At 70.8% G+C, this 24,721-nt stretch carries 26 protein-coding genes; 14 read left to right on the top strand and 12 right to left on the bottom strand.

Annotated elements, in window-relative coordinates:
* Positions 1 to 4: 4 nt before the first annotated feature.
* The 4 genes from OIE74_RS35345 to OIE74_RS35330 form a co-directional block, all read right to left on the bottom strand.
* Complete coding sequence (locus tag OIE74_RS35345) at positions 5 to 877, bottom strand: LLM class flavin-dependent oxidoreductase (RefSeq protein ID WP_329391116.1); 873 nt, start codon at positions 875 to 877, stop codon at positions 5 to 7.
* The gene (locus OIE74_RS35340) at positions 877 to 1,572 is read right to left on the bottom strand and encodes a hemerythrin domain-containing protein (RefSeq protein ID WP_329391114.1); all 696 of its coding nucleotides are present in this window, start codon (positions 1,570 to 1,572) and stop codon (positions 877 to 879) included. The genes OIE74_RS35345 and OIE74_RS35340 overlap by 1 nt, the downstream gene beginning before the upstream one ends.
* Before the next feature lie 111 nt (positions 1,573 to 1,683).
* Positions 1,684 to 2,589 carry a helix-turn-helix transcriptional regulator gene (locus OIE74_RS35335; protein WP_329391111.1) on the bottom strand — a complete coding sequence of 302 codons (906 nt, stop codon included), beginning with the start codon at positions 2,587 to 2,589 and terminating at the stop codon, positions 1,684 to 1,686.
* A 496-nt stretch (positions 2,590 to 3,085) separates the two neighbouring features.
* A complete protein-coding gene (locus OIE74_RS35330) occupies positions 3,086 to 3,763 on the bottom strand; it encodes a uracil-DNA glycosylase (RefSeq protein ID WP_329391109.1) in 678 nt (225 codons plus the stop codon).
* Between OIE74_RS35330 and OIE74_RS35325 the strand changes: the two genes are divergently transcribed.
* The 3 genes from OIE74_RS35325 to OIE74_RS35315 all read left to right on the top strand — a co-directional run bounded on the left by OIE74_RS35325 (position 3,757) and on the right by OIE74_RS35315 (position 6,079).
* Positions 3,757 to 4,062, top strand: coding sequence for a hypothetical protein (locus OIE74_RS35325; RefSeq protein WP_329391106.1), 306 nt, complete (start codon positions 3,757 to 3,759; stop codon positions 4,060 to 4,062). The genes OIE74_RS35330 and OIE74_RS35325 overlap by 7 nt on opposite strands.
* Positions 4,059 to 5,063 carry an N-acetylglucosamine kinase gene (locus tag OIE74_RS35320; protein ID WP_329391104.1) on the top strand — a complete coding sequence of 335 codons (1,005 nt, stop codon included), beginning with the start codon at positions 4,059 to 4,061 and terminating at the stop codon, positions 5,061 to 5,063. Before OIE74_RS35325 ends, OIE74_RS35320 begins: the two co-directional genes overlap by 4 nt.
* Before the next feature lie 95 nt (positions 5,064 to 5,158).
* The gene (locus OIE74_RS35315) at positions 5,159 to 6,079 is read left to right on the top strand and encodes a sirohydrochlorin chelatase (RefSeq protein WP_329391101.1); all 921 of its coding nucleotides are present in this window, start codon (positions 5,159 to 5,161) and stop codon (positions 6,077 to 6,079) included.
* Positions 6,080 to 6,171: 92 nt separating this feature from the next.
* Here the strand turns inward: OIE74_RS35315 and OIE74_RS35310 are convergent, their stop codons facing one another.
* Together OIE74_RS35310 and OIE74_RS35305 are read right to left on the bottom strand one after the other, a co-directional pair.
* On the bottom strand, positions 6,172 to 7,245 hold the full coding sequence (locus tag OIE74_RS35310) for a lactonase family protein (RefSeq protein WP_329391099.1): 1,074 nt from the start codon (positions 7,243 to 7,245) through the stop codon (positions 6,172 to 6,174).
* 183 nt (positions 7,246 to 7,428) lie between these two features.
* A complete protein-coding gene (locus tag OIE74_RS35305; RefSeq protein WP_329391096.1) occupies positions 7,429 to 8,361 on the bottom strand; it encodes an SDR family oxidoreductase in 933 nt (310 codons plus the stop codon).
* Between the two features lie 120 nt (positions 8,362 to 8,481).
* Between OIE74_RS35305 and OIE74_RS35300 the strand changes: the two genes are divergently transcribed.
* Entirely contained in the window at positions 8,482 to 9,162 is a 681-nt protein-coding gene (locus OIE74_RS35300) for a TetR/AcrR family transcriptional regulator (protein WP_329391094.1), read from the top strand.
* On the opposite strand, the gene OIE74_RS35295 is transcribed toward OIE74_RS35300, so the two are convergent.
* Positions 9,154 to 9,447, bottom strand: coding sequence for a putative quinol monooxygenase (locus OIE74_RS35295; protein ID WP_329391092.1), 294 nt, complete (start codon positions 9,445 to 9,447; stop codon positions 9,154 to 9,156). The two genes, OIE74_RS35300 and OIE74_RS35295, sit on opposite strands and share 9 nt — an antisense overlap.
* A 90-nt stretch (positions 9,448 to 9,537) precedes the next feature.
* Here OIE74_RS35295 and OIE74_RS35290 point away from each other — a divergent pair, with 90 nt between their 5' ends.
* On the top strand, positions 9,538 to 10,245 hold the full coding sequence (locus OIE74_RS35290) for an HAD family hydrolase (RefSeq protein ID WP_329391090.1): 708 nt from the start codon (positions 9,538 to 9,540) through the stop codon (positions 10,243 to 10,245).
* Positions 10,246 to 10,304: 59 nt separating this feature from the next.
* On the opposite strand, the gene OIE74_RS35285 is transcribed toward OIE74_RS35290, so the two are convergent.
* Positions 10,305 to 10,781: a VOC family protein gene (locus OIE74_RS35285; RefSeq protein WP_329391088.1), complete on the bottom strand. Its 477-nt coding sequence runs from the start codon at positions 10,779 to 10,781 to the stop codon at positions 10,305 to 10,307.
* A gap of 133 nt (positions 10,782 to 10,914) precedes the next feature.
* Positions 10,915 to 11,334 carry a TOBE domain-containing protein gene (locus tag OIE74_RS35280; RefSeq protein WP_329391086.1) on the bottom strand — a complete coding sequence of 140 codons (420 nt, stop codon included), beginning with the start codon at positions 11,332 to 11,334 and terminating at the stop codon, positions 10,915 to 10,917.
* A gap of 208 nt (positions 11,335 to 11,542) precedes the next feature.
* On the opposite strand from OIE74_RS35280, the gene efeO reads away from it, so the two are divergent.
* Genes efeO through efeU form a run of 3 tightly spaced genes read left to right on the top strand, consistent with a single transcriptional unit; the run spans position 11,543 to position 14,908 of the window.
* A complete protein-coding gene (gene efeO / locus OIE74_RS35275) occupies positions 11,543 to 12,694 on the top strand; it encodes an iron uptake system protein EfeO (RefSeq protein ID WP_329391084.1) in 1,152 nt (383 codons plus the stop codon).
* 11 nt (positions 12,695 to 12,705) lie between these two features.
* Positions 12,706 to 13,992, top strand: a complete 1,287-nt coding sequence (efeB, locus tag OIE74_RS35270; RefSeq protein ID WP_329391083.1) for an iron uptake transporter deferrochelatase/peroxidase subunit — start codon at positions 12,706 to 12,708, stop codon at positions 13,990 to 13,992.
* A 49-nt stretch (positions 13,993 to 14,041) separates the two neighbouring features.
* The gene (gene efeU, locus OIE74_RS35265; protein WP_329391080.1) at positions 14,042 to 14,908 is read left to right on the top strand and encodes an iron uptake transporter permease EfeU; all 867 of its coding nucleotides are present in this window, start codon (positions 14,042 to 14,044) and stop codon (positions 14,906 to 14,908) included.
* Positions 14,909 to 14,950: 42 nt separating this feature from the next.
* On the opposite strand, the gene OIE74_RS35260 is transcribed toward efeU, so the two are convergent.
* Complete coding sequence (locus OIE74_RS35260; RefSeq protein WP_329391078.1) at positions 14,951 to 15,361, bottom strand: cold shock domain-containing protein; 411 nt, start codon at positions 15,359 to 15,361, stop codon at positions 14,951 to 14,953.
* Between the two features lie 134 nt (positions 15,362 to 15,495).
* Between OIE74_RS35260 and OIE74_RS35255 the strand changes: the two genes are divergently transcribed.
* On the top strand, positions 15,496 to 16,473 hold the full coding sequence (locus OIE74_RS35255) for a YihY/virulence factor BrkB family protein (RefSeq protein WP_329391076.1): 978 nt from the start codon (positions 15,496 to 15,498) through the stop codon (positions 16,471 to 16,473).
* A gap of 27 nt (positions 16,474 to 16,500) precedes the next feature.
* Here OIE74_RS35255 and OIE74_RS35250 read toward each other — a convergent pair whose 3' ends face one another.
* On the bottom strand, positions 16,501 to 18,216 hold the full coding sequence (locus tag OIE74_RS35250) for an IlvD/Edd family dehydratase (RefSeq protein ID WP_329391073.1): 1,716 nt from the start codon (positions 18,214 to 18,216) through the stop codon (positions 16,501 to 16,503).
* A 90-nt stretch (positions 18,217 to 18,306) separates the two neighbouring features.
* Here OIE74_RS35250 and OIE74_RS35245 point away from each other — a divergent pair, with 90 nt between their 5' ends.
* Positions 18,307 to 19,320: a zinc-dependent alcohol dehydrogenase gene (locus tag OIE74_RS35245; protein ID WP_329391071.1), complete on the top strand. Its 1,014-nt coding sequence runs from the start codon at positions 18,307 to 18,309 to the stop codon at positions 19,318 to 19,320.
* A 228-nt stretch (positions 19,321 to 19,548) separates the two neighbouring features.
* Here OIE74_RS35245 and OIE74_RS35240 read toward each other — a convergent pair whose 3' ends face one another.
* On the bottom strand, positions 19,549 to 20,124 hold the full coding sequence (locus OIE74_RS35240) for a TerD family protein (protein ID WP_078078626.1): 576 nt from the start codon (positions 20,122 to 20,124) through the stop codon (positions 19,549 to 19,551).
* A gap of 196 nt (positions 20,125 to 20,320) precedes the next feature.
* On the opposite strand from OIE74_RS35240, the gene OIE74_RS35235 reads away from it, so the two are divergent.
* From OIE74_RS35235 to OIE74_RS35220, 4 genes are all read left to right on the top strand, one after another.
* A complete protein-coding gene (locus OIE74_RS35235; RefSeq protein WP_329391068.1) occupies positions 20,321 to 20,779 on the top strand; it encodes an ATP-binding protein in 459 nt (152 codons plus the stop codon).
* 116 nt (positions 20,780 to 20,895) lie between these two features.
* Positions 20,896 to 21,564 carry a 2Fe-2S iron-sulfur cluster-binding protein gene (locus tag OIE74_RS35230; RefSeq protein WP_443076393.1) on the top strand — a complete coding sequence of 223 codons (669 nt, stop codon included), beginning with the start codon at positions 20,896 to 20,898 and terminating at the stop codon, positions 21,562 to 21,564.
* Positions 21,561 to 22,604 (top strand): FAD binding domain-containing protein, encoded by a 1,044-nt coding sequence (locus OIE74_RS35225; RefSeq protein ID WP_329391064.1) that lies wholly within the window; start codon positions 21,561 to 21,563, stop codon positions 22,602 to 22,604. The genes OIE74_RS35230 and OIE74_RS35225 overlap by 4 nt, the downstream gene beginning before the upstream one ends.
* Complete coding sequence (locus tag OIE74_RS35220) at positions 22,601 to 24,700, top strand: xanthine dehydrogenase family protein molybdopterin-binding subunit (RefSeq protein ID WP_329391062.1); 2,100 nt, start codon at positions 22,601 to 22,603, stop codon at positions 24,698 to 24,700. Before OIE74_RS35225 ends, OIE74_RS35220 begins: the two co-directional genes overlap by 4 nt.
* Positions 24,701 to 24,721 lie beyond the last annotated feature (21 nt).

Raw genomic sequence — 24,721 nt, 5'->3', positions numbered from 1 at the left:
ACGGTCAGCCGCTCGTGACGAGTTCGCGGACGGCGGGCGCGACTTCAGCGGCGAAGCGGCGCAGGAAGTCGGGTGAGCCGACCCGGTACAGGAAGAACGTGTCGATCTGTCCGGTCAGTACGAGCTCGGCCAGTTGCCGCGCCCAGACAGCGGGCGGTCCCTGGAGGAAGCCGGGGCCGGTACCGAACTCGCCCTCGATGTTGTAGCCGCGACGGATACTCCGCGGTGACCGGCCGGCGGCCTCCGCGGCCTCGTTGATGATCCGGTTGGCGTCGGGCAGCGCCTCCGGGGGAAAGAAGGGCGAGCTGGGGATCCACCCGTCGCCGATGGCACCTACGACACGGAGCATGCGGGGCCGGTAGGCGCCGAACCAGATACTGACCTGGTGCACCGGCGCGGGGCCGGGCCGAGCGCCGCCGAGCCGGTAGTGCGTGCCCCGGAACTCGACGTCCGCCTTGGACGCCCACAGCGCACGGATGATGTGCGTGGCCTCCTCCAGCGCCTCGATGGACTGCCCGGCGGTGCGCGGGGGGCCGCCCTCCGCGACGATGGACTCCCACATCTGCTGCGCCCCGCTTCCGAGCCCCAGCTCGAACCTGCCGCCGCTGAGGATGTCCAGGGTGGCGGCGGTACGGGCGATCATGGCGGGCGGCCGAAGCGGCAGATTGAGCAGGTTCGGCATCACCGTGATCCGCCGCGTCCTGGCCACCATGGCCGACAGCAGCGCGACGGTGTCCAGACGCTCGGGCCAGTACGGGTGGTCGGACAACGAGACGACGTCGTAACCGAGTTGCTCCATGAGCTCCGCCCAGCCGACCACATCCTGCGGGCGGTCGGCCGTCGGCTCCAACAGCGCGCCGAATCTCACCTCGGTCATCACGCCACCGCTCCGCGAGCGCCGATCCGCGCCGGGGTGGCGGTGCCGTACACCTGCCGCGCGTGTGCCGCGTAGGACTGCGGAGCCAGGTCCCCGATCACGCCACTGATCTCGGGCGGCATCTGGGCGATGATGTCCCGCACCGTGCCGGGATCGGCCTCGTACGCCATCATCCCGAAGATCAGCGGAATCCGCTCCGGCGCGACGTCGCCTGCGCTGTCGGCGATCATCCGGCCCCACTCGGCCGCGGTGATGTGTTTCTCGATCAGAGGAAGCGCGAGGTCCTCCTCGACGGCGAGGTGCTCGACGAGGTGCTCGTGCAGACGGCTCACCACGTCGGCGAGGGCCTCGCCCTGTGCCGCGTCGGCGGTGCCCCGCCACCGTGCGAGCCCGGCACGGACCTCGTCCAGCAGCGCACCGATGGCCGCGTGCTGCTCCTCCATCACCCGCACCACCGGTTCGGCCTCCGTACCCGCCCGCTCGGCCAGCCGTGGCCACACGTGTTCGTCCTCGGCGACGTGGTGGTGGTGCAGGCTGTTGTCGACGACCTGGAAGTGGTCGGCCACGGTCGCGGCACGCTTGACGTCGCCGCCCGGCACACCGCGGACAAGCGCCGGGGCGAGTCCGATCTCGCGCCGGAACATGGTGTGCGCCATATACATGTCGCGGACGTCAGCCAGGGGTTCGTTGATCATGGGTCGCTTTCCTGAGTTTCTCTGTACGGCTTCTTCAGTACGGCTTCTTCAGGCATAACCCTAGCCACCGTGCCGCGCCGCGAAAAGAAAAGGTCCGGGATGCGAATCCGGTTATCCACGAAGCGTACGCAGCGGCTTTATTCCATATTTCGCCTCGTGCGCGGCGGCGAATCGGCCCGGGTGCGCGAAGCCCCAACCGCGGGCGATCGAGGCGACCGAGTCGACATACGGATCGGCGCTGCGGAGTTCTTCGTGCGCCCGGCGCAGGCGGACATCGCGCAGGTACTCCATCGGCGACATGCCCAGATGCCGCTGAAATGCCTTCTGCAGGGTGCGCGCGCTCACGCCGCAGTGCTCGGCGAGAACCGACAGCGTCAGCGGGGTCCGTGCGTCCGCCTCGATGACGTCGATGGCGGTGCGGACCGCCGCCGGCCGCGCCGGCGCCACCGACGCGGTGAGCGCCTCGGTGTGCGTGTGGGCCGCCGCGAGCAGGAAGCCGTTGATCACGCTCTCCGCCAGCGGGGCAGCGACCAGCGGCTGTGTCAGCAGGTTGTCCGGAGCGCCCGCGAGCTGTCGGTTGACCGAATAGAGCAGGTCGGCCCAGCCGCGCCCGTAGCCGTCGGCGGTGTCCATGACCGGGCCGAAGCGGGCTCGGCTGGACACGCGGTCGCCGATGAGTCTGGCCAGAGCGGTGTCCAGCGCCGACGCGTCAATGCGGACGCACAACGCTCGGTAGCCCGCCGGCCAGCGGCCGGAGAACGACCCGCCACCCGGCTGGTACACGACCGACGACGCGCGGCTGACCAGCGTGCGCACACCACGGTGCCGCGACTCGAATCGCCCTTGAATCGGCAGCTGAACATAAAATCCGGTGCCGATATCTTCGCACTCAAGCCGCAGCTCGTCCTGAAATATCACCTCGCCGATCTGGACAGGACCGAGATCGGCGGATCTGTAACTCGACACCGTGACTTCGTCCTGCGGCACGGAATCGATCGTCAAGGAGTCAACGAGCATTTCCGAATTCCTCCGAAACCAGCTGTCCGTCGGCAGCCATGAGTCGATGGACTGTTGTCGTGCCGCCGTGACAGCAGCCAGGACGGCGACACATGTTCACCGTTCAACCATCCTAGGTCAACATGCCTCCCGATGGCCTGGTTCTTGTGCACGGGACCAGTAGCAATGGGGTCGGCAGCTGGGGACCCGTGATCGAGCAGCTCGCGGCCGAGCACACGGCGGTCCCTGGGGGCGGCAATCGCGATCAGGGTGACCACACGCCACCCCCAGCAGGGTGCGGGGCCTCGCGACCGTCGTCGGCTGCGCACGTCTGCGCACCACGCTGCGGCTCAACCCCGAACACTCCGCCGAGTTCGTCGACGGCATCCCGGCGCCCGTCTGGCCGAAGTCACCGGCGGACACGTTTCCATGCTGGAAGATCCCGCGCAGACCCAGGAAGCTCTCCTCGGCTTCCTCAGGGACCTTTCCTGACCACGTTCCTCAACTGCGTCATGCCCTAAGGCAGTTGCCAGTCCACCGGCTGGGCACCCTGCCCGGTGAGAAGGTCGTTGGCCCGGCTGAACGGCCGCGAGCCGAAGAAGCCCCGGTCCGCCGACATCGGAGACGGATGCGCGGATTCAATCGCCGGAAGATCCCCCAGCAGCGGCCGCAGATTGCGCGCGTCACGCCCCCACAGGATCGACACCAGCGGCTTGCCGCGCCCCACCAACGCCCGGATCGCCTGCTCCGTAACCTCTTCCCAGCCCTTGCCCCGGTGCGCGGCGGGCTTGCGCGGGGCCGTCGTGAGCGCCCTGTTGAGCAACAGCACGCCCTGCCGTGTCCAGGGAGTCAGGTCACCGTTGGAGGGTCTTGGCGTACCGATGTCGCGATGCATCTCCAGGAAGATGTTCTCCAGGCTGCCCGGGAGGTTACGCACGTCGGGGGCCACAGAGAAGCTGAGTCCGACGGCCATCCCCGGTGTGGGGTACGGGTCCTGTCCGACGATCAGGACTCGGACATCGTCGAAGGGCTGCTGAAACGCGCGGAGCACGTTCGCGCCGGCGGGCAGATACGTCCGGCCGGCTGCGATCTCGGCCCGGAGGAAGTCCCCCATGGCGCCGACGCGTTCAGCTACTGGTTCGAGAGCTGTCGCCCATCCGGGTTCAACAAGCTCGTGCAAGGGTCGTGGTGCCACGGCCGATCACTCTACTGGGTTACGAAGAGGAGAAGTCCCTCGAACGGGGCCACCCCTCCAAGGCGCTAGTCTTCCTCGACGTCGAGATCGTCAGGCCGTTCGAGCGGATCTCGCAGCTGATCGGCAGGAAGGAGGGGAGTTCGTTGCGTCCGGTGACCGATTCACTGACTCACCGTCATCACGTCCGCTCAGCCCTTCGTTCCGAAGCCCTTCGTTCCGAACACACGGACAGCGTCTTCCGTGAGACGCACGCGGACATCGCGGCGCCCCTGCCGTCCAACGGGGATCTGACGCCATGAGCTGGGTGCTCGGTGTCGACTCGGGCGGGTCCGGGCTGCGGATCGCCCTCGGGTCGGTGAACGAGGCCGCAGCCGCGTCGGCGGAGGGCGGCGCGGCGGTCAGGACGGTGGGTGGCGCCGCGTCCGCCGGGCCGGTCCGCACCGGGGCTTCCGGGATCGATCCGGACCATTTGCTGGAGCAGTTGCTGCCCGCCGCGCGGACGCTGCTCGCGCGCGAGGGCGCGGCGGCTCCCGTGGCCGTCGCGATCGGCGCCGCGGGCATGGCGTCGCTCGGTGACGGACTGCGCGCCGACCTGCCTGCGGCGCTGGAAAACGCCCTGGGAGCACGGCGGTTGGCGCTCGCCGCCGACGCCGTCACCGCGTACGCGGGGGCGCTCGGCCAGCGTCCGGGCGCCGTCGTCGCCGCCGGTACGGGCATGATCGCGCTGGGCACCGATCTGACGGGCTGGCGGCGCGCGGACGGCTGGGGGCATCTGCTCGGCGACTGCGGCGGCGGTGCCTGGATCGGCCGGGCGGGGCTGGAGGCGGCGATGCGCGCGTACGACGGGCGGCGCGGCGGTTCGGCCGCACTGCTGTCCCGGACGGAAGCCGTGTTCGGCCCCGCGCCGGAGATGCCGGGGCGGGTCTATCCGCGTACCGACCGGCCCGCCGTGCTCGCCTCGTTCGCCCCCGAGGTGGCCCGCTGCGCGGCCGACGACCCGGTGGCCGCGGGGATCCTCGCCGAGGCCGCGCGGCACATCGCCGACGCGGCCGTCGCCGCGTGTCCGCCGGCGGAGGGGTGCGAAGTGGCCCTGACGGGTGGGCTGTTCAAGATGGGTGACCCACTGCTCGTACCGCTGCGGGCGGAGTTGGCCGACCGGCTGCCGCACGCGAGGCCGGTGTCGGCGGAGGGAGACCCGCTGGCGGGGGCCCTGCGGATCGCGGCGGCCCTCGCGACCGGTTCGCTCCGACTGCCGTGCGACGGGCGGATGTTGTCCGTCCCGACAGAGCGGGACGAATGAGGGTTAAGCACCATAGCGAAGAAATAAGGACAGATGACGCACGACCGGACCCTCCCCGAACAGCCGACCCCACAAAACCAGTAGCATTCGGCGCCATGAGCTCCCCCACTGGGCCGGCACCCGGCCTGCCTGTACGAATGCCTCGACCCCGACAGTCGGGGCGGCACCGTCGACCCGAACCCGTGGCGGCGCCCGAGGGCGCGCCCACGCTTGTGCTGGCCATGCCCGGCATCCCCGGTGCCGAGGTGCGGAACCTCGGCGAGGAGGTCGTCAGCATCGCGCGTTCCGAGCTGCCGGGCCTGGACGCCCGCATCGGCTATCTGGACGGCGACGACGACGAGTACCCCGCGCTGGGCACCGTCCTGGCGCAGACCTCCGAGCAGCGTGTCGAGCGCTACGAGCAGGCGAAGGCCGCCGGCCGTGAGGTCACCGAGCCCGAGGGCATCTCGGCCGTTGTCGTGCCGCTGCTCGCGGGTCCCGACAACTCCCTGGTCAGGCGGATACGTCAGGCCGTGGTGGACAGCAAGGCCGTGGCGGAGATGACCGAGGTCCTCGGTCCGCACCCGTTGCTCGCCGAGGCGCTGCACGTGCGTCTGTCGGAGGCCGGGCTCGCCCGTGCCGACCGCGCGAGGCTCTTCACGGTGGCGACGGCCGCCGACGGCATCATCCTCGCCACGGTGGGCGGCGAGGAGGCCGTCCAGGCGGCCGGGATCACCGGGATGCTGCTGGCCGCGCGCCTCGCCGTGCCGGTGATGGCGGCGGCGCTCGACGACGAGGGCGCGGTCGCCGCCATCGCCGAGCAGCTGCGCGAGTCCGGCTCCACGCAGCTTGCGCTCGCCCCGTACCTGATCGGACCCGAGCTCCCCGAGGGGCTGCTCGACATCGCTCTCAAGGAGGCCGACTGCGCCTCTTCCGAGCCGCTCGGCGCGTATCCGGCCGTCGGCAAGCTGGTGCTCTCGCAGTACACGAGCGCGCTGGGCATCTCGGCGCAGACGCAGAACTCCCCGGCGTCCTGAACTCCGCGACTCCGCTTCCGCCCGGTGGCCGCCGGACGGCCTGATCTCTCAGCCCGTCCGGCGCCGGGCACCGGCGCCGCCCGGCGGCGGTGTCAGCCGAAGATCACACAGGAGGCCGCGGGCGCCTCGAACGAGCCCGCACGGGACGGCACACCGGTCACCGGGTCGATGTCGAACCAGGTCACATCGCCGGAGTGCTCGTTCGACACGTAGAGCCTGCGGCCCGCCGGGTCCAGCGCGAGATCGCGCGGCCAGCGTCCCCCGCAGTCCACGGTCGTGACCAGAACGGCCTTCTCACGCGTCTCGTCGAGCGTCAGAACGGCGATGGAGTCGTGCCCGCGCACCGCTGCCCACAGGTGCCTGCCGTCGCGTGAGACGACGATCTCGGAGGCGTGGCTCGCCACTTCGACACCGTCGGGGAGGACGGGCGCCTCGCCGGCCGGCTCCAGCGTGCCTTTGTCCGCGTCCCAGCGGCAGACCGTGAGGGTCGTCTCCAACTCGTTGAGTATGTACGCGTGCGTGCCCGCCGGGTGGAAGACGAGATGGCGCGGTCCGGTGCCGGGGCGCAGCACGGTCTCGCCGTGCGGGTCGATGTCTCCGCTGCCGGGGTCGACGGAGCTGATCCGTACGGAGTCGGTGCCCAGGTCGACGGCGAGCAGCCACTGGCCGCTCGGGTCGGGCAGCACCTGGTGGGCGTGCGGCCCTTCCTGCCGGTCGGAACGCGGTCCGGTGCCTTCGTGCTGGAGGATTCCGGCCGCGGCGCCGAGTGTGCCGTCGGGGCGGACGGGCAGCGTGGTGACGCTGCCGGAGCCGTAGTTGGCGGTCACCAGGTGCCCGGCGGTGAGGGTGAGATGGGTGGGGCCCGATCCGCAGACCGGCACCGGTTCGCCCAGCAGGCGCGGCGCCGACGCGCCGCCCGACGCGCGCGGGACGACGTCGAAGGCCGCCGCCGCTCCTTCCTCTCCTTCGGAGACGGCGTAGAGCACGGAGCCGTCGGCCGCGAGGGTCAGATAGGAGGGGTCGGCCAGTTCGTCGGTCGCGCCGATCTCCGTCAGCGAGCCGGTGTCCGCGTCCACGGTGGCGGCGATGATGCCGCGACCGCCCGCCGAGGTGAACGACCCGATGTAGGCCCGTCCTTCGCTCCTGCCGTCGCGCCTGTCGCCCACTGTCCGTCCCCTTGTCGCTCGATCGTTCTGTGCGTCCGTGAGTGGTGCGCGGTGCCCCGCTCACGTGTCCGGCCGACGGTAGCAGGCGGTCTAGACCAGCTGCCCGTGTCGGGTGCTGCCGCCTGGACTACCCATTCCGGTAGCCGGTTCACCCTTTTGGACGCACCAGAGGCAGATCGGCCCTCAGACGGCGTGCGCGGGGAGCGCGACGCCGGTCAGGCGCTCCGCCTCCGCCCACAGACGGGCGTTGACCGACGCGTCGAGCGCCCTGCGGGTCATCCGTGCGGTGGTGGCGGGACCGACGAGGCCGAAGCGCCCGCCGGGGCCGTAGTAGCCGGCCGCGACGGCGTCGGGGCTGGTCGCGGCGTAGAGCAGCGGTTCGGTGCCCGGCTCCACCCCCTGCGAGGGCAGGAAGTCCATCTTGGTGAGCAGAGTCGTACCGAGGGACCTCTTGCCGGTACCGAGACTCGCGCCCGCCGTCTGGAGGTTGGTACGGGTGAAGCCGGGGTGCGCGCCGGTGCTCAGCAGATTCCAGCCGCGCTCCGCCGCGATACGGGCCAGTTCCCTGGTCATGATCATGTCGGCGAGCTTGGACTGGGCGTACGACCCGTTCGAGCTGTACCTCCGGCTCTTCCACTGGAGGTCGGCGAAGTCGATCCTGCCGAAGCTCGCCGTACCACTGCTCATGGTGGCCACACGCGGGGATCCGGCGGCGAGCAGCAGCGGGAGGAGCCGTACGGTCAGGGCGAACGGGCCGAGGAAGTTGCTGCCCATCTGGAGCTCGAAGCCGTCGGTCGTCTCGATGCGCGAGGGCGGGGCCATCACTCCGGCGTTGTTGACCAGCAGGTCGAGCGGGGTGCCGTCGGCGATGAGACCGTCGGCGAACTCTTCGACGGAGGCGAGGTCCGCGAGGTCGACGCGGCGCACGTCGAGCTTGGCGTTCGGATGGCGCGCCAGGATCTCGTCACGGGCGCTCTCGCCCTTGGCGACCGTACGGACGGCCATCACGACATGCGCGCCGGCGGCGGCGAGACGGCGGACAGCTTCCTTGCCGGTGCCGCTGTTGGCGCCGGTGACGACGGCGTACTTGCCGGTCTGATCAGGAACGATGTACATGATGACTCCTTGAGGTGCAGCAGGGCGGCGACCCCATATAAGACCGCCGGTCTCTTCAATTCCGAAGATAGCAGACCAGCGGTCCGATAACAACAGACCGGGGGTCTGTAGACTTGGCCCATGGCACACACCTTCCAGCGCGCACGCAGCGAGGAGCAGCGCGCCCAGCGCCGCCGGGCGATCCTCGACACGGCGGCATCGATGCTCACCGAGATGCCGGTGTCCCAGGTGAGCCTCAACGAGCTGAGCCGGCGGGTCGGGCTGGCGAAGTCCAACGTCCTGCGCTACTTCGAGTCCCGGGAGGCCGTCCTCCTCGACCTGCTCGACGTCGCGTGGCGCGAGTGGACGGAGTATCTGGAGGGGGCGCTCGCCTCGGACATCGACGCCCGCGCGCCACTGCGCGAGCGGGGCGACCAGGTGGCTGCCGTGCTCGCCGCCTCGCTGGCGGACCGCCCGGTCCTGTGCGATCTCACCAGCTCGCAGGCGGCGGTCCTGGAACGCAACGTCTCGCCCGACGTCGCGGCCGAGTTCAAGCGCACCGCCATCGCGAACGTGGGCAAACTGGCGGCTCTGGTCCGCGCCCATGTGCCCGAGCTGAGCGAGCAGGACGCGCCGCGGTTCGCCGCCTACTGCGTCCTGACCGCCGGCGCGATCTGGACCCACACCCAGCCGTCGGCGGCGATGCTGGCGGCCTACGAGGCCGATCCGTCGCTCGCGGCCATGCGGATCGACTTCGCGCCGTCGCTGCGGGAGGTGCTGGAAGTCGGGCTCTCGGGGCTGCTGGCCCGTGCGTCAGGCTGAGAGCGGACCCGAGGCGCCGATCTCGTACTGCGTGATCTCCATTCTGAGCACGACGGGGGACGGCTGTGACTCCCGCGCCGTACGGGCCAGATGGGCCGCCAGGTGTTCCTGCGACTCCCACCGCTCGTACACGTTGACGCGGCCCGGCTCGACCGGGTCGGCGGCCACCACGTAGTCGAGACAGCCGGGTTCGGCCCGCGCCCGCAGCTGCGCCGCCTCGAAGCCCGCGAGGAACGCCTCACGGTCGTCGGGATCGACGTAACCTTTGCCGGCGACGATCAGCATGGTGGCCTCCGTGGTGTTCCGGGTGGTGTGTGAGCCGTGCGGAGCCGGCCAGGCGGGGCGCCCGGTGTGCGGGCTTGGCATGCTGGGGCCATGAGCACCGCGCGCACCCCCTCCTCCGTCCGCGTCGTCTTCGACCTCGACGGCACCCTCGTGGACAGCGAGCCGAACTACTACGAGGCCGGCCGTCGACTGCTCGCACAGCACGGTGTACCCGACTTCACCTGGGAGCACCACACCCGGTACATCGGCATCAGCACCCGCGAGACGCTTCAGGCGCTGCGCGCGGAGTACGGGCTCGACACACCGGTGGACGAGTTGCTGGCCGTGAAGGACCGCGTCTATGTGGAGCTGGCACGCGCGTCGACCGAGGTCTTTCCCGAGATGCGGAAGTTCGTGGAGCAGTTGCACGCACAAGGGGTGCCCATGGCGGTCGCCTCCGGCTCGTCGCGTGCCGCCATCGAGGCCGTGCTCGACGGCACGGGGCTCGGTCCGTACTTCGCTCTGTACGTCTCCGCCGAGGAGGTCCCGCACGGCAAGCCCGAGCCCGACGTCTTCCTGGAGGCGGCGCGGCGCCTGGGCGCGGACCCGGCCGACTGCGTGGTGCTGGAGGACGCGGCCCCGGGCGTGGCGGCGGCACGCGCGGCCGGTATGCGGTGTGTCGCCGTCCCGTACGTGCGGGACACGGCCGGTGATCCGGCCTTCCGCGGGGCGGAGTTGCTGTTCGCGCGCGGCCAGAGCGAGTTCACGGCGCGGGCGGCGTACGCCTGGCTGACCGGGACGGAGCAGGGCCGGCGGTAGCCGCCGGCCCGGGTGAATCGGGCGGTACGCGCTACGCGATCACCTGGACGTCAGCCGCTTCAGGCCGTCCCGTCGGCGGCGGCCCGCAGGGCGGCCAGGTCGATCTTCTTCATGCCGAGCATCGCCTTCATCGCCCGCTGGCCACGCTCCTGGTCCGGGTCGTTCAGCACCTCCTCCATCCCGGCGGGCGCGACCTGCCAGGAGAGGCCGAACTTGTCCTTCAGCCAGCCGCAGGGGCCTTCCGAGCCGCCCTCGGAGAGCTTGTACCAGTAGTAGTCGACCTCTTCCTGGTCGGCGCACTCGATCAGGAACGAGACGGCCTCGTCGAAGGTGAACTGCGGGCCGCCGTTGATCCCCGTGTAGCGGTGGCCGTCGAGCTCGAAATCGACGGTGAGTACGGTGCCGGCCGGCCCGGGACCGGCCTCGCCGTAGTGGGTGATACCTGTGATCTTGGAGTTCGGGAAGATCCCGATGTAGTACTCGGCGGCGTCCTTCGCCTGCCCGTCGAACCAGAGATTGGGGGTGATCTTCGGCATCGCTGTCTCCCGTTGTCGTCGCCGTTCGCCGCCTCTACGGCTCGGGCGCTTCCTTCTCCTCTTCTGACTGTGACACCGGCCGGAACTCATCGCAGAAGCAGCCCGGATCAAGGCTTTCGGCGCCCCGGACCGCTCAGACGGCCGCGAGGGAGATCTCCGTCGACTTGACCAGCGCGGTGACGCCGGTCCCGGGGGTGAGCCCCAGCTCCTCCACCGCTTCCCTGGTGATCACGGCGGTCAGCTCGGTCTCCCCCACCGTCAGCTTGACGTTCGCCAGGCTGGTGCCGAGAACGATCTCGGTGATCTTGCCGGCCAGCCGGTTGCGGATGCTCAGGCCGTCGATCGGCCCGGTGGCCAGGGAGACCTCGGTGGCCTTGGCCAGGACGCGCACCGCCGTGCCCACCGCGATGCCGAGCTCCTGGACGGCCTCCAGCGTGATGGCGGCGGTGACGTCCTCCCCACCCGCCAGATGGACCCTGACCGTGGCCATGACCTCCCCGGGAATGACCCCCGTGACGGTGCCGGGGAGCTGGTTGCGGATGCTCAGTTGCATGGGAGGTTCGGCCTCTCGCTGGTGGGGCGTGGAGCGGACAGAAGTAAGGCCATTGAAAAGGATGAGCAAAGGCGAACCACCCATTGAATCCGGTATCGCAGAATTTGCCATGTTTTCGGACGAGTAAGGCTGAGCTAACTTAGGCTCGCCTCACCCCTGGGGCCATGACGAAACACCGCAAACACCGTCCTCAGCCGCTGGAGCCCGCATGCGTCCCGTCCGCCTCTCCCTGGTCACCGCCCTCGCGGCGGTCGCCGCCCTCACCACCGTCACGGCGTGCGCCGAGAAGAGCGACGCCGGAGGGGACGGGGCCATCAAGGTCACGGCGACCGACACCTCCTGCGAGGTGTCGAAGAAGGAGTTCCCCGCCGGTCACCTTCAACTGGCCGTGGAGAACAAGGGCTCGAAGGTCACCGAGGTCTATGTCCTGTTCCCCGACGACCGGATCGTCACCGAGCGCGAGAACATCGGCGCGGGCACCAAGGCCAACATCACCGCGGAGATCAAGGCCGGCGACTACGAGATCGCCTGCAAGCCGGGCATGAAGGGCAAGGGCATCCGGCAGCAGGTCAAGGCGACCGGCGGCGGGAAGACCGCGAAGCGGGACCCGAAGCTGGACGCCGCGGTCGCGGCGTACCGGCAGTACACGCTGGAGCAGGCCGAGCAGACCCTGCCGAAGGCGAAGGTCTTCGCGGACGCGGTGAAGGCCGGTGACATCGAGGCCGCGAAGAAGGCGTACGCCGACTCCCGTATCGGCTGGGAGCGCACCGAGCCGGTGGCCGAGTCCTTCGGCGACATCGACCCGAAGGTCGACCTCCGCGCGGACGGCCTCGAAGACGGCCAGGACCCCGAGACGGACTGGACCGGCTGGCACCGCCTGGAGAAGGCGCTGTGGCAGGACAAGAAGATCACCCCGCGCGACAAGGAACTCGCGGATCTGCTGATCACCGATCTGACCGCCTGGCAGAAGAAGGTCGGTACGGCGGAGATAACCCCGACGTCCATGGCGAACGGCGCCAAGGAACTGCTCGACGAGGTCGCCGCGGGCAAGGTCACCGGCGAGGAGGAGCGGTACAGCCACACCGACCTGGTCGACTTCAAGGCCAACGTCGAGGGCGCCGAGAAGTCGTACGCGCTGCTGAAGCCGGTCGCCTCGAAGAACGACGCGAAGCTGACCGGTGAACTAGACACCCAGTTCGCGGCGTTGAACACGCTGCTCGACAAGTACCGTGAGGACAGGACGAGTTACGTCTTCACCTCGTACGACAAGGTCGGCGAGCCGGAGCGCAAGGAGCTGTCCGACGCGGTGAACGCGCTGGCCGAGCCGCTGTCGAAGCTCGCCGCCGCGGTCGTGAAGTAGTGGCGCGGGACATGACCGACGAGACAGAGCCGGGCGCACCGGCGGGCGAACCCCGTACGCCGTCCCGCCGTTCGGTGATCGGCTGGGGCGGTGCGGGGCTCGCGCTCGGCGCCGGGGTGACCGGCGGTACGGCCGTCGCCCTGCGCGATACGGACGGGTCGGAGCCGGCCGGGTCGGCGGGCGCGGCCGTCCCCTTCCACGGCGCGCACCAGGCCGGGATCGCCACCGCGGTGCCCGACCGGCTGCACTTCGCGGCCTTCGACGTGACCACCGGCGACCGGGCGGAGCTGGTCCAGCTCCTGAAGGACTGGACGGCGGCGGCCGCGTTGATGACCGAGGGACGCGCGGTCGGCGAGGGCGCGTTCGGCGGGCTGCCGGAGGCACCGCCCGACGACACGGGCGAGGCGATCGGCCTCAGACCGTCCAGGCTGACGCTGACCATCGGTTTCGGTCCTTCCCTGTTCACGGGGGACGGCAAGGCCCGCGGGGACCGTTTCGGCCTGGCGAGGCGGAGGCCCGAGGCGCTGGTGGAGCTGCCGAAGTTCCCCGGCGACAATCTCGACCCGGCGCGCAGCGGCGGCGACCTGTGCGTGCAGGCGTGCGCCGACGATCCGCAGGTCGCGGTGCACGCCATCCGTAACCTCGCCCGCATCGGGTTCGGCCGGATCGCGATCCGCTGGTCGCAGCTCGGCTTCGGCAAGACGTCGTCCACCACGCCCGACGCGCAGACTCCGCGCAATCTCTTCGGCTTCAAGGACGGCACCCGCAATGTCGCGGGCACCGACGCCGCCGCGCTCGACCGGCACGTGTGGGTGCCGGCCGAGGCGGGACCCGCCTGGCTGGCCGGCGGCTCGTACCTGGTGGCGCGCCGGATCGCGATGCGGATCGAGTCCTGGGACCGCACCTCCCTGAAGGAGCAGGAGGACATCTTCGGACGGGACAAGGGCGAGGGCGCGCCGGTCGGCAAGGCGAAGGAGCACGACGAGCCGTTCCTCAAGTCGATGCTGCCGACCTCGCACGTACGGCTCGCGCACCCCGACTCCAACAGCGGGGCGCGGATGCTGCGGCGCGGCTACTCCTACACCGACGGTACGGACGGGCTGGGCCGGCTGGACGCGGGCCTGTTCTTCCTGGCGTACCAGCACGACGTACGGGAGGCGTTCATCCCCGTACAGCGGAGTCTGTCGCGCGCCGACGCGCTCAACGAGTACATCCAGCACGTGGGTTCGGCGGTCTTCGCCGTGCCGCCGGGCGTCCGGGACTCCGGCGACTGGTGGGGACGGGAGCTGTTCTCATGACCCGCGCGCTCGTGACCGGCACAGTGACATCGGCGGAAGGACGGCCGGCATGTTCGGCAACTATCTGATCGGTCTGCGCGAGGGGCTGGAGGCCAGTCTGGTCGTCTGCATCCTCGTCGCGTATCTGGTCAAGACCGACCGCCGCGACGCGCTGCGGCCGGTGTGGACCGGTATCGGTATCGCCTGCGCGGTCTCGCTCTCGTTCGGCGCCGCGCTCGAATTCGGCTCCCAGGAGCTGACGTTCGAGGCGCAGGAGCTGCTCGGCGGGTCACTGTCGATCACCGCGGTGGGGCTGGTGACCTGGATGGTCTTCTGGATGCGGCGTACGGCGCGGCATCTCAAGCGCGACCTGCACGGCAAGCTCGACGCGGCGCTGCGGATGGGTACGGGGGCGCTGGTCGCGACCGCGCTGCTGGCCGTGGGGCGGGAGGGTCTTGAGACGGCGCTGTTCGTGTGGGCGTCGGTACGGGCGGGTGGTGAGGGCAGGTCGGGGCCGCTGATCGGCGTGCTGCTCGGGATCGCCAGCGCGATCGTGCTGGGCTGGCTCTTCTACCGGGGCGCGCTGAGGATCAACTTGGCGAGGTTCTTCACCTGGACCGGCTCGATGCTGGTGATCGTGGCGGCGGGCGTCCTCGCGTACGGCTTCCACGACCTCCAGGAGGCGCGCTTCATCGGCGGCCTCCAGAACAAGGCGTTCGACATCACCAGCACGGTCCCGCCGGACAGTTGGTACGGCACGCTGCTGAAGGGCGTCTTCAACTTCCAGCCCGATCCGACCGTCGTGCAGGTGTCGGTGTGGGCGCTGTATCTGATCCCGACGATGTTCTTCTTCCTGGCGCCGCAGCGTACGAAGGCCGGGCCACCTCCGCCTCCCGCTGCCGCGCCGGAGTCGGAGCCTTCCGCGAAGACGGGGTAGCCGGGCCGGGTGGTGGGCGGCGCCCCGCCCACCACCACCGTTTCAGGATTCGAGCCAGCCGTGGGAGCGCGCCAGCTCGATCACCGACATACGCACCCGCTTGATCTGATCACCCGTCAGACTCCCGTCGGCCTGGAGCAGCGCCTCGGTCAGCTCGTTCCGCAGCTCGACCTGGGACAGCACGTCCGAGTAGTCGCCGTGCGGATCCGCGGGGCCCGTACCCGACGAACTCCGCTGCGGCGCGGGCGCGTTCACCAGCCTGATCTGTGACGCCTTGGGACCCTTGTCCCCCATCTCCAGGAAGTACTCGACCTCACTGCCCGCCTTGTACTGGTACTTCTCGTCCAGCAGATCGTTGGCGTGCATGAACACGTCCTCGTCCCCCTCGCTCGGGACGATGAACCCGTACCCGCGAACCTCGTCGAACCTCAGCACTCGACCTACGTGCAACACAGCCCCTGCCTCCACAGCCTGCCCACTTCCTCGGCCACCTCTGCCGGGGCCCACAGCGAACCCCCGAGCAACCTCTCATATCCGCCCGCCTGCGAGAATCCGTCTTCGGCAGATCAATTCGAGTCGGGGGCACGATGGGCACGGTGGTGCGGGTACCACAGACCCGGGACATGATCGGGGAAGAGCTTTCCGGGGACGAGGCGTGGGCGGCACTGCGCACGTACGGCGGGGGCAAGCTGCTGCACGACGCGTTCGTGCGGTTCCGTTACGCGGACAGGTTCAGCATCGCCAGGGCGCTGGCCTTCCAGTTCGTCCTGGCGCTGGTGCCGTTCAGCATCGCGCTGGTGGGCGTCGCGACCTCCCTTCATACGGAGAGCGTGGGCCGCGTCGTGGAGTTGACGCTCACCGGGATCGCGCCGGGGCCCAGCGCGGATCTGATCCGGACCTCCCTCGGGCGCGCCGAAGGCGGCGCCTCGGGTCCCGGTGGTGAGCTGGCCGTGTGGCTCGGGCTGGGGTTCGCGACGCTGAATCTGGCGTCGGCGATGGCGCAGATCGAGCGGGGCGCGAACCGTATCTACGGCGTTGAGCGGGACCGCCCGTTCCACGCGAAGTACGGGCGCGCGCTGGCGCTCGCGGTGTCGGCGGGGCTGCCGCTGGTGGGCGGGTTTCTCATTCTGGTGGGCGGCAAGGCCGTCGGCGGCGCACTCGCGGAGACGTTCCAGTGGGGCGAGTCGGCGCGGGACGTCTGGGGGTGGCTGCGGATTCCGGTGGGCATCTCGCTGACGTGGCTGGCTTCGGCGGTGCTGTTCCGCCGGGCCCCGCGCCGCGATCAGCCGGGTTATACGTGGCTGGCGTTCGGCTCCGCGGTACATCTGCTGCTGTGGGTCGGCGCGACGTGGCTGCTGACTCTGTACGTCAGCTACAGCGGGTCCTTCGGCTCCGTGTACGGGCCGCTGACCGCGTTCGTCGCGCTGCTGCTCTGGTCCCAGCTGGCGGGCATATCCCTCCTCCTGGGGCTGTCTCTGGCCGCGCAGCTGGAGTCGGCGCGGGCCGGGCAGCACGACCCGATACATCCCGATCCGGGCCACGGCGGTGATCCGGACCACGTCTGAGGGGCGGCCCCGGCGGGCCGCCCGTGCTCAGTGCGACTCGCGTGACACCTCGTGGCCGCTCGACCCGACGAGGAAGTCGAGGTCGACGCCGGTGTCGGCCTGCATGACATGGTCGACATAGAGACGTTCCCAGCCGCGCGCCGGGGCGGCGAAGGCGCCGGTCATCTCCTCGGCGGGGCGCCGCAGTTCGAGCTCCGCGGCGGGGATGTCCACGTCCAGACGGCGCCCGGCGACATCCAGCTCGATCCAGTCCCCCGTGCGCAGAAGTCCCAGCGGGCCGCCCGCCGCGGCCTCGGGCGCCACATGCAGTACGACCGTGCCGTACGCCGTCCCGCTCATCCGGCCGTCGCAGATCCGCACCATGTCACGCACGCCCCGCTCCAGCAGCTTGGTGGGCAGCGGCAGGTTCGCCACCTCGGGCATGCCCGGGTAGCCCTTGGGGCCGCAGCCCCGGAGCACGAGCACCGATGTCGCGTCGACGTCGAGGTCCGGGTCGTCGATACGGGCGTGCATGTCCTCGATGCTGTCGAAGACGACGGCCCGGCCCCGGTGGTTCAGCAGCTCGGGCGAGGCGGCCGCGGGTTTGATGACGGCGCCCGAGGGGGCCAGGTTCCCGCGCAGCACGGCGATGCCCGCGTCGGCCTGGAGGGGTTCGGCACGCCGGTGGATGACGGAGTCGTCCCAGATCCGCGCCCCGTCCAGATGGTCCACCAGCGGTGTGCCGGTGACGGTGAGCGCCGCCGGATCGAGCAGGTCCCGCACCTCGTTCAGAACGGCGAGCAGACCGCCGGCCCGGTGGAAGTCCTCCATGAGATGACGTCCGGCGGGCTGGAGGTCGACCAGGAGCGGTACGCCCGCGCCGGTGCGGTCGAAGTCGTCGAGCGTGAGGTCGATACCGAGCCGTCCGGCTATCGCGAGCAGATGCACGACGGCGTTGGTCGAGCCGCCGACGGCGGCCAGGGCGACTATCGCGTTGAGGAAGGACCCCTTGGTCAGTGTGGTGCTGGGGCGGCGGCCATCGGCGACCATCTCCACGACGAGCCGTCCCGTGCCATGGGCACTCTCCAGCAGCCGGCTGTCGGGGGCGGGGATGCCGGCGACGCCGGGGACGGTGGTGCCCAGTGCCTCCGCGACGCACGCCATGGTCGAGGCGGTGCCCATGGTGTTGCAGTGGCCCCGGCTGCGGATCATCGAGGACTCGGAGCGCAGGAACTCCTCCTCGGAGAGCGTTCCCGCCCGCACTTCCTCGCTGAGTTTCCACACGTCCGTGCCGCAGCCCAGCGGCTTGCCCCGGAACGTGCCGGTCAGCATCGGACCGCCGGGCACGACGACGGCGGGCAGGTCGACGGAGGCCGCGGCCATCAGCAGGGACGGGATGGTCTTGTCGCAGCCGCCGAGCAGCACCACTCCGTCGACGGGGTTGGCCCGCAGCATCTCCTCGGTCGCCATCGCCGCCATGTTCCGCCACAGCATGGCCGTGGGCCGTACCAGCGTCTCGCCGAGGGAGACGACCGGGAGATTCATCGGGACGCCGCCGGCCTCCCAGATGCCCTGCTTGACGCTCTCCGCGACCTCACCGAGGTGGGCGTTGCAGGGCGTCAGATCGGAGGCGGTGTTGGCGATCGCGATGTGGGGTCGTCCGTCGAAGGCGTGCGCGGGCAGTCCCCGGCGCATCCACGCCCGGTGGATGTAGGCGTTCCGGTCCGTTCCCGCGTACCACTGAGAGCTGCGCTGCTCCGGCATGGCTGGCACCCTAACTTTCCGGAGCCGTACCGGGGAAGGGCGCCCCCGCCCTCCCACCCGCCGTCCGGCCCGCCCGTCAGGAGGTCGCCCTTGCGTGCTTTTGTCATCACCGGTCCCGGCAGGTGCGGGGTGCGGGACGTCGAACCGCCGGTCGCCGCGCCCGGCGAGGTCGTCGTCGATGTGGACCGGGTGGGTGTCTGCGGCACGGACATCGAGTTCTACACCGGCGAGATGAGCTATCTGCACGACGGGCACGCCTCGTATCCGATCCGGATCGGCCATGAGTGGTGCGGCACCGTCTCGGCCGTGGGCGAGGGTGTCGGACCGGACTGGCTCGGGCGGCGTACCACCGGGGACACCATGCTCGGCTGCGGGCACTGCCGGCGGTGCGCCGGCGGGCTGCACCATGTGTGCGAGGACCGTTACGAGTTGGGCATCCGGCACGGCCGGCCGGGTGCGCTCGCCGAACAGGTCGCCGTCCCCGTCTCGTCTCTGCACGCGCTGCCGGACAGTGTCGACGCGACGGCGGGCGCGCTGGTCGAGCCGGGCGGCAACGCGCTGCGCGCCGTCGAGGCGGCCGCACTGTCCCGCGGCGACCGGCTGCTGGTGCTCGGTCCGGGCACCATCGGTCTGCTCGCCGCGCGGTTCGCGCTCGCGCGGGGCGCGGAAGTGCATGTACAGGGGCTCGACGAGGCGTCCCTGGACTTCGCCCGCTCCGTGGGAGCGCACGGCGCGTGGACCGCCGACGGGCTTCCCGATCTGCCCTTCGACGCCGTGATCGACGCGTCGAACGCCGCTCATCTTCCGGCGCGGGCACTGGAGTTGGTCGAACCGGGCAAGCGCGTGGTCTACATCGGTCTGGCGAGCGGGCCGAGCCGGATCGACACCCGCGCGCTGGTGCTCAAGGACGTCACCGCCGTGGGCATCCTGAGCGCGTCGCCCGCCCTCGCCCGCACCATCGGGCACTACGCGTCGGGCGCGGTCGATCCGCGTCCGCTGGTCGCGGGCACGGTGGCGCTGGAGTCGCTGGCGGAGGTACTGGCGGGCGCCCGGCCCGAGGGAGCCGGCCCGGGACCCAAAATCCACGTCGATCCCCGGCTGTGAGACGCCGGGGAAACCTGTTGCGCGTCAAGCCCGTTCGATACGGACCTGGTGCCGGCCCCGCGGACCGGCCGGGCGGCGGCGGACCAAGTCTCGTCCGCCACCGTCCCGCTCGTGCTCGTGCTCGTGTCTCTTGGTGGTGTCTCTTGCTCGTGTCTCTTGGTGGTGTCTCTTGCTCGTGTCTCTATGTGCTGAACGCGTGCCTGCTTCTCGCGTTCGTCGCGTCCGTGGTCAGACGTTGACGCCGAAGTCGGCCGCGATACCGGCCAGTCCGGAGGCGTAGCCCTGGCCGACGGCGCGGAACTTCCACTCCGCACCGTGCCGGTAGAGCTCACCGAAGACCATCGCGGTCTCGGTGGAGGCGTCTTCCGTGAGGTCGTAGCGCGCGAGTTCGGCGCCACCGGCCTGGTTCACCACGCGGATGAACGCGTTGCGGACCTGGCCGAAGCTCTGGCCGCGGGAGCCCGCCTCGTGGATCGAGACCGGGAAGACGATCTTGTCGACATCGGCGGGAACGCCGGCGAGGTTGACCTTCAGCGACTCGTCGTCGCCCTCGCCCTCACCGGTGAGGTTGTCACCGGTGTGCTCGACCGAACCGTCAGGGCTCGTCAGGTTGTTGTAGAAGATGAAGTGCTGGTCGGAGAGCACCCGGCCGGCGCTGTTCACGAGCAGCGCGCTCGCGTCGAGGTCGAAGTCCGCACCGGTCGTACTGCGCGCGTCCCAGCCGAGGCCGACGAGCACCGCGGTCAGGCCGGGAGCCTCCTTGCTCAGCGAAACGTTGCCACCCTTGCCCAGGGAAACGCCCACGATCTCCTCCTGCTGTTCGTGACTGAAAAGTGGATCAAAATCTATAACACCGTACGACCGACGGTCCCGGTATCGACCAGGCTCGTACGGTTCGTTGCCCTGCTTTGGGACTGAAGTGGCTGAAGCGGGGCAGGCGGTGGCATGAACAGACGAAGAGCCGGCTCCCAGGAGCCGCTGCGGGGGAACGGATCGAACCATGGACGGGCAGGTGGAGGAGACCGAGGACCGCTGCCCGGCCACGGGGCGGGTGCTCAGGCGGGGCGCGGTGTTCGACGGGGACTCCGGGATGATCGGCGAGGCGCGCCGCTTCACGGCCGGCGTCCTCGGGAGCGTACGGACGGACCAGGGCCTGACCGTGCCGTCGCGCGTGATCGACACGGCGCAGCTGGTCGTCAGTGAGCTGGTGACCAACGCGTGCAAGTACGCGCCCGGCCCCTGCCTCCTCGATCTGGTCTTCGACGGGGACGTCGTGGAGATCACCGTGTGGGACACCGACTCCACGCTGCCGGTGCCGCGCGCGGCCGAACCGGGCCGGATCGGGCAGCACGGGCTGGAGATCGTCATCTCGCTCTGCGAGGGATACGACGTCCGCCGGGAGCCCGTGGGCAAGCGCATCAAGGTCCGCCTCGCGGCCCGGACCGACGGCCGCGTGTAGGCCCTCGTCCGCCCTCGCCGGACCCCGGCCCGAACCCCGGCCCGGACCCCGGTCCTGGGTCGCCTCACCTGGCCGAAGCTGTTCGAGTGGTCCCCGGCGGGAGTCGTTTCCGGGGCATTCCCGACGGATACCCGAGGGTGGTGCCAAATACCTCGGAAGTACTTCTCCATGTCAACGGGACTCCCCGCCGACTGACGCTCGACAACCGGACCACCGTGCTCGACACGCTGCGCGAGCACCTGGATCTCACCGGCCCCAAGAAGGGCTGCGACCACGGCCAGTGCGGCGCCTGCACCGTTCTCGTGGACGGCCGCCGCACCAACAGCTGCCTGCTTCTGGCCGTCGCGCAGAGCGGCGCCCGTATCACCACGATCGAGGGCCTGGCGGACGGCGCGAACACCCCCGGCGGCGGTGCGGACGAGCTGCCCCGGCCGCACCCGATGCAACAGGCGTTCCTCGACCACGACGGCTTCCAGTGCGGCTACTGCACCCCGGGCCAGATCTGCTCGGCGGTCGGTGTCATCGCCGAGGCGGCCGGCGGACACCCCTCGCACGTCACCGGCGCGGACGGCCCGCCGCCCGGCGAACCGGTGCCGCTCACCCCCGACGAGATCCGCGAACGGATGAGCGGCAACATCTGCCGCTGCGCCGCGTACCCGAACATCCTCGCCGCCGTCCAGGACGTCGCGGGTACGACGCCGCGGACGAGTACGACGATCAGTTCAAGCACGTCGAGCAGCACGACCTGGGCCGGCAGTACGAGCAAGGCGGACATGACCTCATGAAGTCCTTCACCTACGAACGCGCCACCGACCCCGCCCAGGCCGTCGCCCTCCTCGCCCGCGACCCGGCCGCCCGCTTCCTCGGCGGCGGCACCAATCTCGTCGACCTGATGAAGCTCGGGGTCGAGACCCCCGGCCACCTGGTCGACGTCGCCCGGCTGCCGCTCGACCACGTCGACGCGACCGACGACGGCGGCCTGCTCATCGGCGCCACCGTGCGCAACAGCGACCTGGCCGCCGACCCGGCCGTCCGCACACGTTTCCCGGTGCTGTCGCAGGCACTGCTCGCGGGCGCCTCCGGGCAGCTTCGCAACGCGGCCACCGCCGGCGGCAATCTGCTCCAGCGCACCCGCTGCGCGTACTTCCAGGACGTCACCAAGCCGTGCAACAAGCGGGAGCCGGGCACCGGTTGTCCGGCCAGGGAGGGCGCCCACCGCGATCTCGCCGTGCTGGGGCACTCCGAGGCGTGCGTGGCGACGCACCCCTCCGACATGGCCGTCGCGCTTGCCGCGCTCGACGCCGATGTCCAGCTGCTGGGGCCGGACGGCGAACGCACCGTGGCGCTCACCGACTTCCACCGGCTGCCCGGCGACCACCCCGAGAAGGACACCGTGATCCGGCCGGGCGAACTCATCACCGGCATCCGGGTCCCCGGGGCGACCGCCGGGCTGCCGTCCGCCTACCGCAAGGCCCGGGACCGTGCCTCGTACGCCTTCGCGCTGGCATCGGCCGCCGTGGTGCTCGACGTGCGCGACGGTGTCGTGGGGGATGTACGGCTCGCCTTCGGCGGGCTGGCCCACAAGCCCTGGCGGGCCACGACCGCCGAGGCCACACTGCGCGGCGAGCCGGCCACGCCCGAGTCCTTCGGGCACGCGGTGGACGCCGAACTCGCCGCCGCCCGGCCCCTGCGGGACAACGGCTTCAAGGTCCCCATGGCCCGCAATCTCGCCGTCCGCCTGCTCACCGAGCTGGCCGACCCCACGGCGACCGCCACCGACCCCACCGACCCCCGCCACACCGACCCCCGCGGAGGAGACCGATGACGACCAGCCGCGAACGCGCCCTGGGCTCCGCCGCCGTCCGGATCGAGGGCCTGGCCAAGGTCGGCGGTACGGCCAGGTACTCCGCCGAGCACACCCCGCCCGGCTGCCTCTACGCGTGGGTGGTGCCCGCGGCCGTGGCCAAGGGCCGGATCACGTCCATCGACACGGCCGCCGCCCTCGCCGAGCCCGGGGCCGTCGCCGTACTGACCCATGAGAACGCGCAGCACGTCAGTGCCCCCGACGACGCGACGCTGGGCATGCTGCGGGACGACCGTGTGCCGCACCGCGGCTGGATCATCGCGGTCGCCGTGGGCGAGACGCTGGAGGCGGCACGCGCCACGGCCGATGCCGTGCGGGTCTCCTACGCGGCCGAGGAGCACGACGTCGTCCTCACCGCCGACCACCCCGGTCTCTACGCCCCGGAGGTGGCCAACGGCGGCTATCCCGGCACCCGGGAGCGCGGTGACTTCGACACCGTCTACGCCGCCGCCCCGGTGACCGTGGACGTCACGTACTCCATGGACCCGACGCACAACCACCCCATGGAGCCGCACGCCTCCGTCGCCCAGTGGCACGACGGGCGGCTGACCGTGTACGACTCCAGCCAGGGATCGAGCGTCGTGCGCGAGACGCTGGCCTCGCTCTTCTCCCTCGACCCGGCGCAGGTCACGGTCATCAGCGATCACGTGGGCGGCGGCTTCGGTTCAAAGGGGACGCCGCGCCCGCAGCCGGTGCTGGCCGCGTTGGCGGCCCGGCACGTCGGGCGCCCGGTCAAGCTGGCGCTGCACCGCTCCCAGCTCGCGGCGGTCGTGGGGCACCGGCCGCCGACCATCCAGCGCGTACGGTTCGGCGCCGACCAGGACGGGGTGATCAGCGCGCTGGCGCACGAGATGGTCTCGTACACGTCCACGGTCAAGGAGTTCGTGGAGCAGGCCGCCACGTCCGCCCGCACCATGTACACCTCGCCGCACAGCCGCACCGTCCATCGCGTCACCGCGCTCGATGTGCCGACTCCGTCGTGGATGCGCGCGCCGGGCGAGGCGCCGGGCATGTACGCGCTGGAGTCGGCGATGGACGAGCTGGCCCTGGCCGTCGGGGTGGACCCGGTGGAGCTGCGGGTGCGCAACGACCCGTCCCACGAGCCGGATTCGGGCCGTCCCTACAGCAGCCGCCATCTCGTGGAGTGTCTGCGCGAGGGGGCCAGGCGGTTCGGCTGGGGCGACCGCGATCCGCGTGCCGGGCTGCGGAGGGAAGGCCGGTTCCTGGTCGGCAGCGGTGTCGCATCGGCCTCGTATCCGGTGTTCATCCTGCCCTCCACCGCCGAGGCGCGCGCCGACGCGAACGGCGGTTTCCTGGTACGGGTCAACGCCACGGACATCGGTACGGGAGCCCGTACCGTGCTCGCCCAGATCGCCGCCGACGCGCTCCACGCGCCCTTCGAGCGGGTCCGGATCGTGATCGGCGACAGCGATCTGCCGACCGCCCCGCTGGCGGGCGGTTCAGCGGGCACCGGCTCGTGGGGCTGGTCCGTCGACAAGGCGTGCCGTGCGCTGCGTGCGCGTATCGACGAGGTGGGCGGCACCGTGCCTTCCGAGGGGCTGTCGGCGAGCGCCGACACCACGGAGGACGTCGCGGCCGGGACGGAGTTCGCCCGCCACGCCTACGGCGCGCACTTCGCCGAGGTGCAGGTGGACACGGACACGGCCGAGATCCGGGTCAGGCGGATGCTCGGGGTCTACGCCGCCGGCCGCATCCTCAACCCCCGTACGGCGCGCTCCCAGTTCATCGGCGGGATGACGATGGGGCTGGGGATGGCGCTGATGGAGGGGGCGACGATCGACCCTGTCGCCGGCGACTTCGTGGAGCGCGACCTCGCCTCGTACCACGTCCCCGCCCACGCGGACGTGCGCTCCCTGGAGGCGTACTGGATCGAGGAGGACGACCGGCACCTCAATCCGATGGGCAGCAAGGGCATCGGCGAGATCGGGATCGTCGGCACGGCCGCGGCGATCGGCAACGCGGTGCGTCACGCGACCGGGGTGCGCCTGCGCGAACTGCCGATGCTGCCGGACAGGCTGCTGCCGCATCTCGGGTGACGGACACGGGCGGACATGGGC

Source organism: Streptomyces sp. NBC_01716 (assembly GCF_036248275.1).
Lineage (GTDB): Bacteria > Actinomycetota > Actinomycetes > Streptomycetales > Streptomycetaceae > Streptomyces.
The sequence above is the reverse complement of the archived record's forward strand: the minus strand, read 5'-3'. Positions and strand labels throughout refer to the sequence as shown.

Excerpts from the sequence above, each read along its gene's own strand:
- OIE74_RS35345 (WP_329391116.1), bottom strand. The coding sequence starts at position 877 with ATGACCGAGGTGAGATTCGGCGCGCTGTTGGAGCCGACGGCCGACCGC.
- OIE74_RS35255 (WP_329391076.1), top strand. The coding sequence starts at position 15,496 with ATGGGCACGGTGGTGCGGGTACCACAGACCCGGGACATGATCGGGGAA.
- OIE74_RS35295 (WP_329391092.1), bottom strand. The coding sequence starts at position 9,447 with ATGCTGATCGTCGCCGGCAAAGGTTACGTCGATCCCGACGACCGTGAG.
- efeO (WP_329391084.1), top strand. The coding sequence starts at position 11,543 with ATGCGTCCCGTCCGCCTCTCCCTGGTCACCGCCCTCGCGGCGGTCGCC.
- OIE74_RS35300 (WP_329391094.1), top strand. The coding sequence starts at position 8,482 with ATGGCACACACCTTCCAGCGCGCACGCAGCGAGGAGCAGCGCGCCCAG.
- OIE74_RS35250 (WP_329391073.1), bottom strand. The coding sequence starts at position 18,216 with ATGCCGGAGCAGCGCAGCTCTCAGTGGTACGCGGGAACGGACCGGAAC.
- OIE74_RS35315 (WP_329391101.1), top strand. The coding sequence starts at position 5,159 with ATGAGCTCCCCCACTGGGCCGGCACCCGGCCTGCCTGTACGAATGCCT.
- OIE74_RS35340 (WP_329391114.1), bottom strand. The coding sequence starts at position 1,572 with ATGATCAACGAACCCCTGGCTGACGTCCGCGACATGTATATGGCGCAC.
- OIE74_RS35290 (WP_329391090.1), top strand. The coding sequence starts at position 9,538 with ATGAGCACCGCGCGCACCCCCTCCTCCGTCCGCGTCGTCTTCGACCTC.
- OIE74_RS35235 (WP_329391068.1), top strand. The coding sequence starts at position 20,321 with ATGGACGGGCAGGTGGAGGAGACCGAGGACCGCTGCCCGGCCACGGGG.
- OIE74_RS35335 (WP_329391111.1), bottom strand. The coding sequence starts at position 2,589 with ATGCTCGTTGACTCCTTGACGATCGATTCCGTGCCGCAGGACGAAGTC.
- OIE74_RS35305 (WP_329391096.1), bottom strand. The coding sequence starts at position 8,361 with ATGTACATCGTTCCTGATCAGACCGGCAAGTACGCCGTCGTCACCGGC.
- OIE74_RS35225 (WP_329391064.1), top strand. The coding sequence starts at position 21,561 with ATGAAGTCCTTCACCTACGAACGCGCCACCGACCCCGCCCAGGCCGTC.
- OIE74_RS35285 (WP_329391088.1), bottom strand. The coding sequence starts at position 10,781 with ATGCCGAAGATCACCCCCAATCTCTGGTTCGACGGGCAGGCGAAGGAC.
- OIE74_RS35320 (WP_329391104.1), top strand. The coding sequence starts at position 4,059 with ATGAGCTGGGTGCTCGGTGTCGACTCGGGCGGGTCCGGGCTGCGGATC.
- efeU (WP_329391080.1), top strand. The coding sequence starts at position 14,042 with ATGTTCGGCAACTATCTGATCGGTCTGCGCGAGGGGCTGGAGGCCAGT.
- efeB (WP_329391083.1), top strand. The coding sequence starts at position 12,706 with ATGACCGACGAGACAGAGCCGGGCGCACCGGCGGGCGAACCCCGTACG.
- OIE74_RS35220 (WP_329391062.1), top strand. The coding sequence starts at position 22,601 with ATGACGACCAGCCGCGAACGCGCCCTGGGCTCCGCCGCCGTCCGGATC.
- OIE74_RS35280 (WP_329391086.1), bottom strand. The coding sequence starts at position 11,334 with ATGCAACTGAGCATCCGCAACCAGCTCCCCGGCACCGTCACGGGGGTC.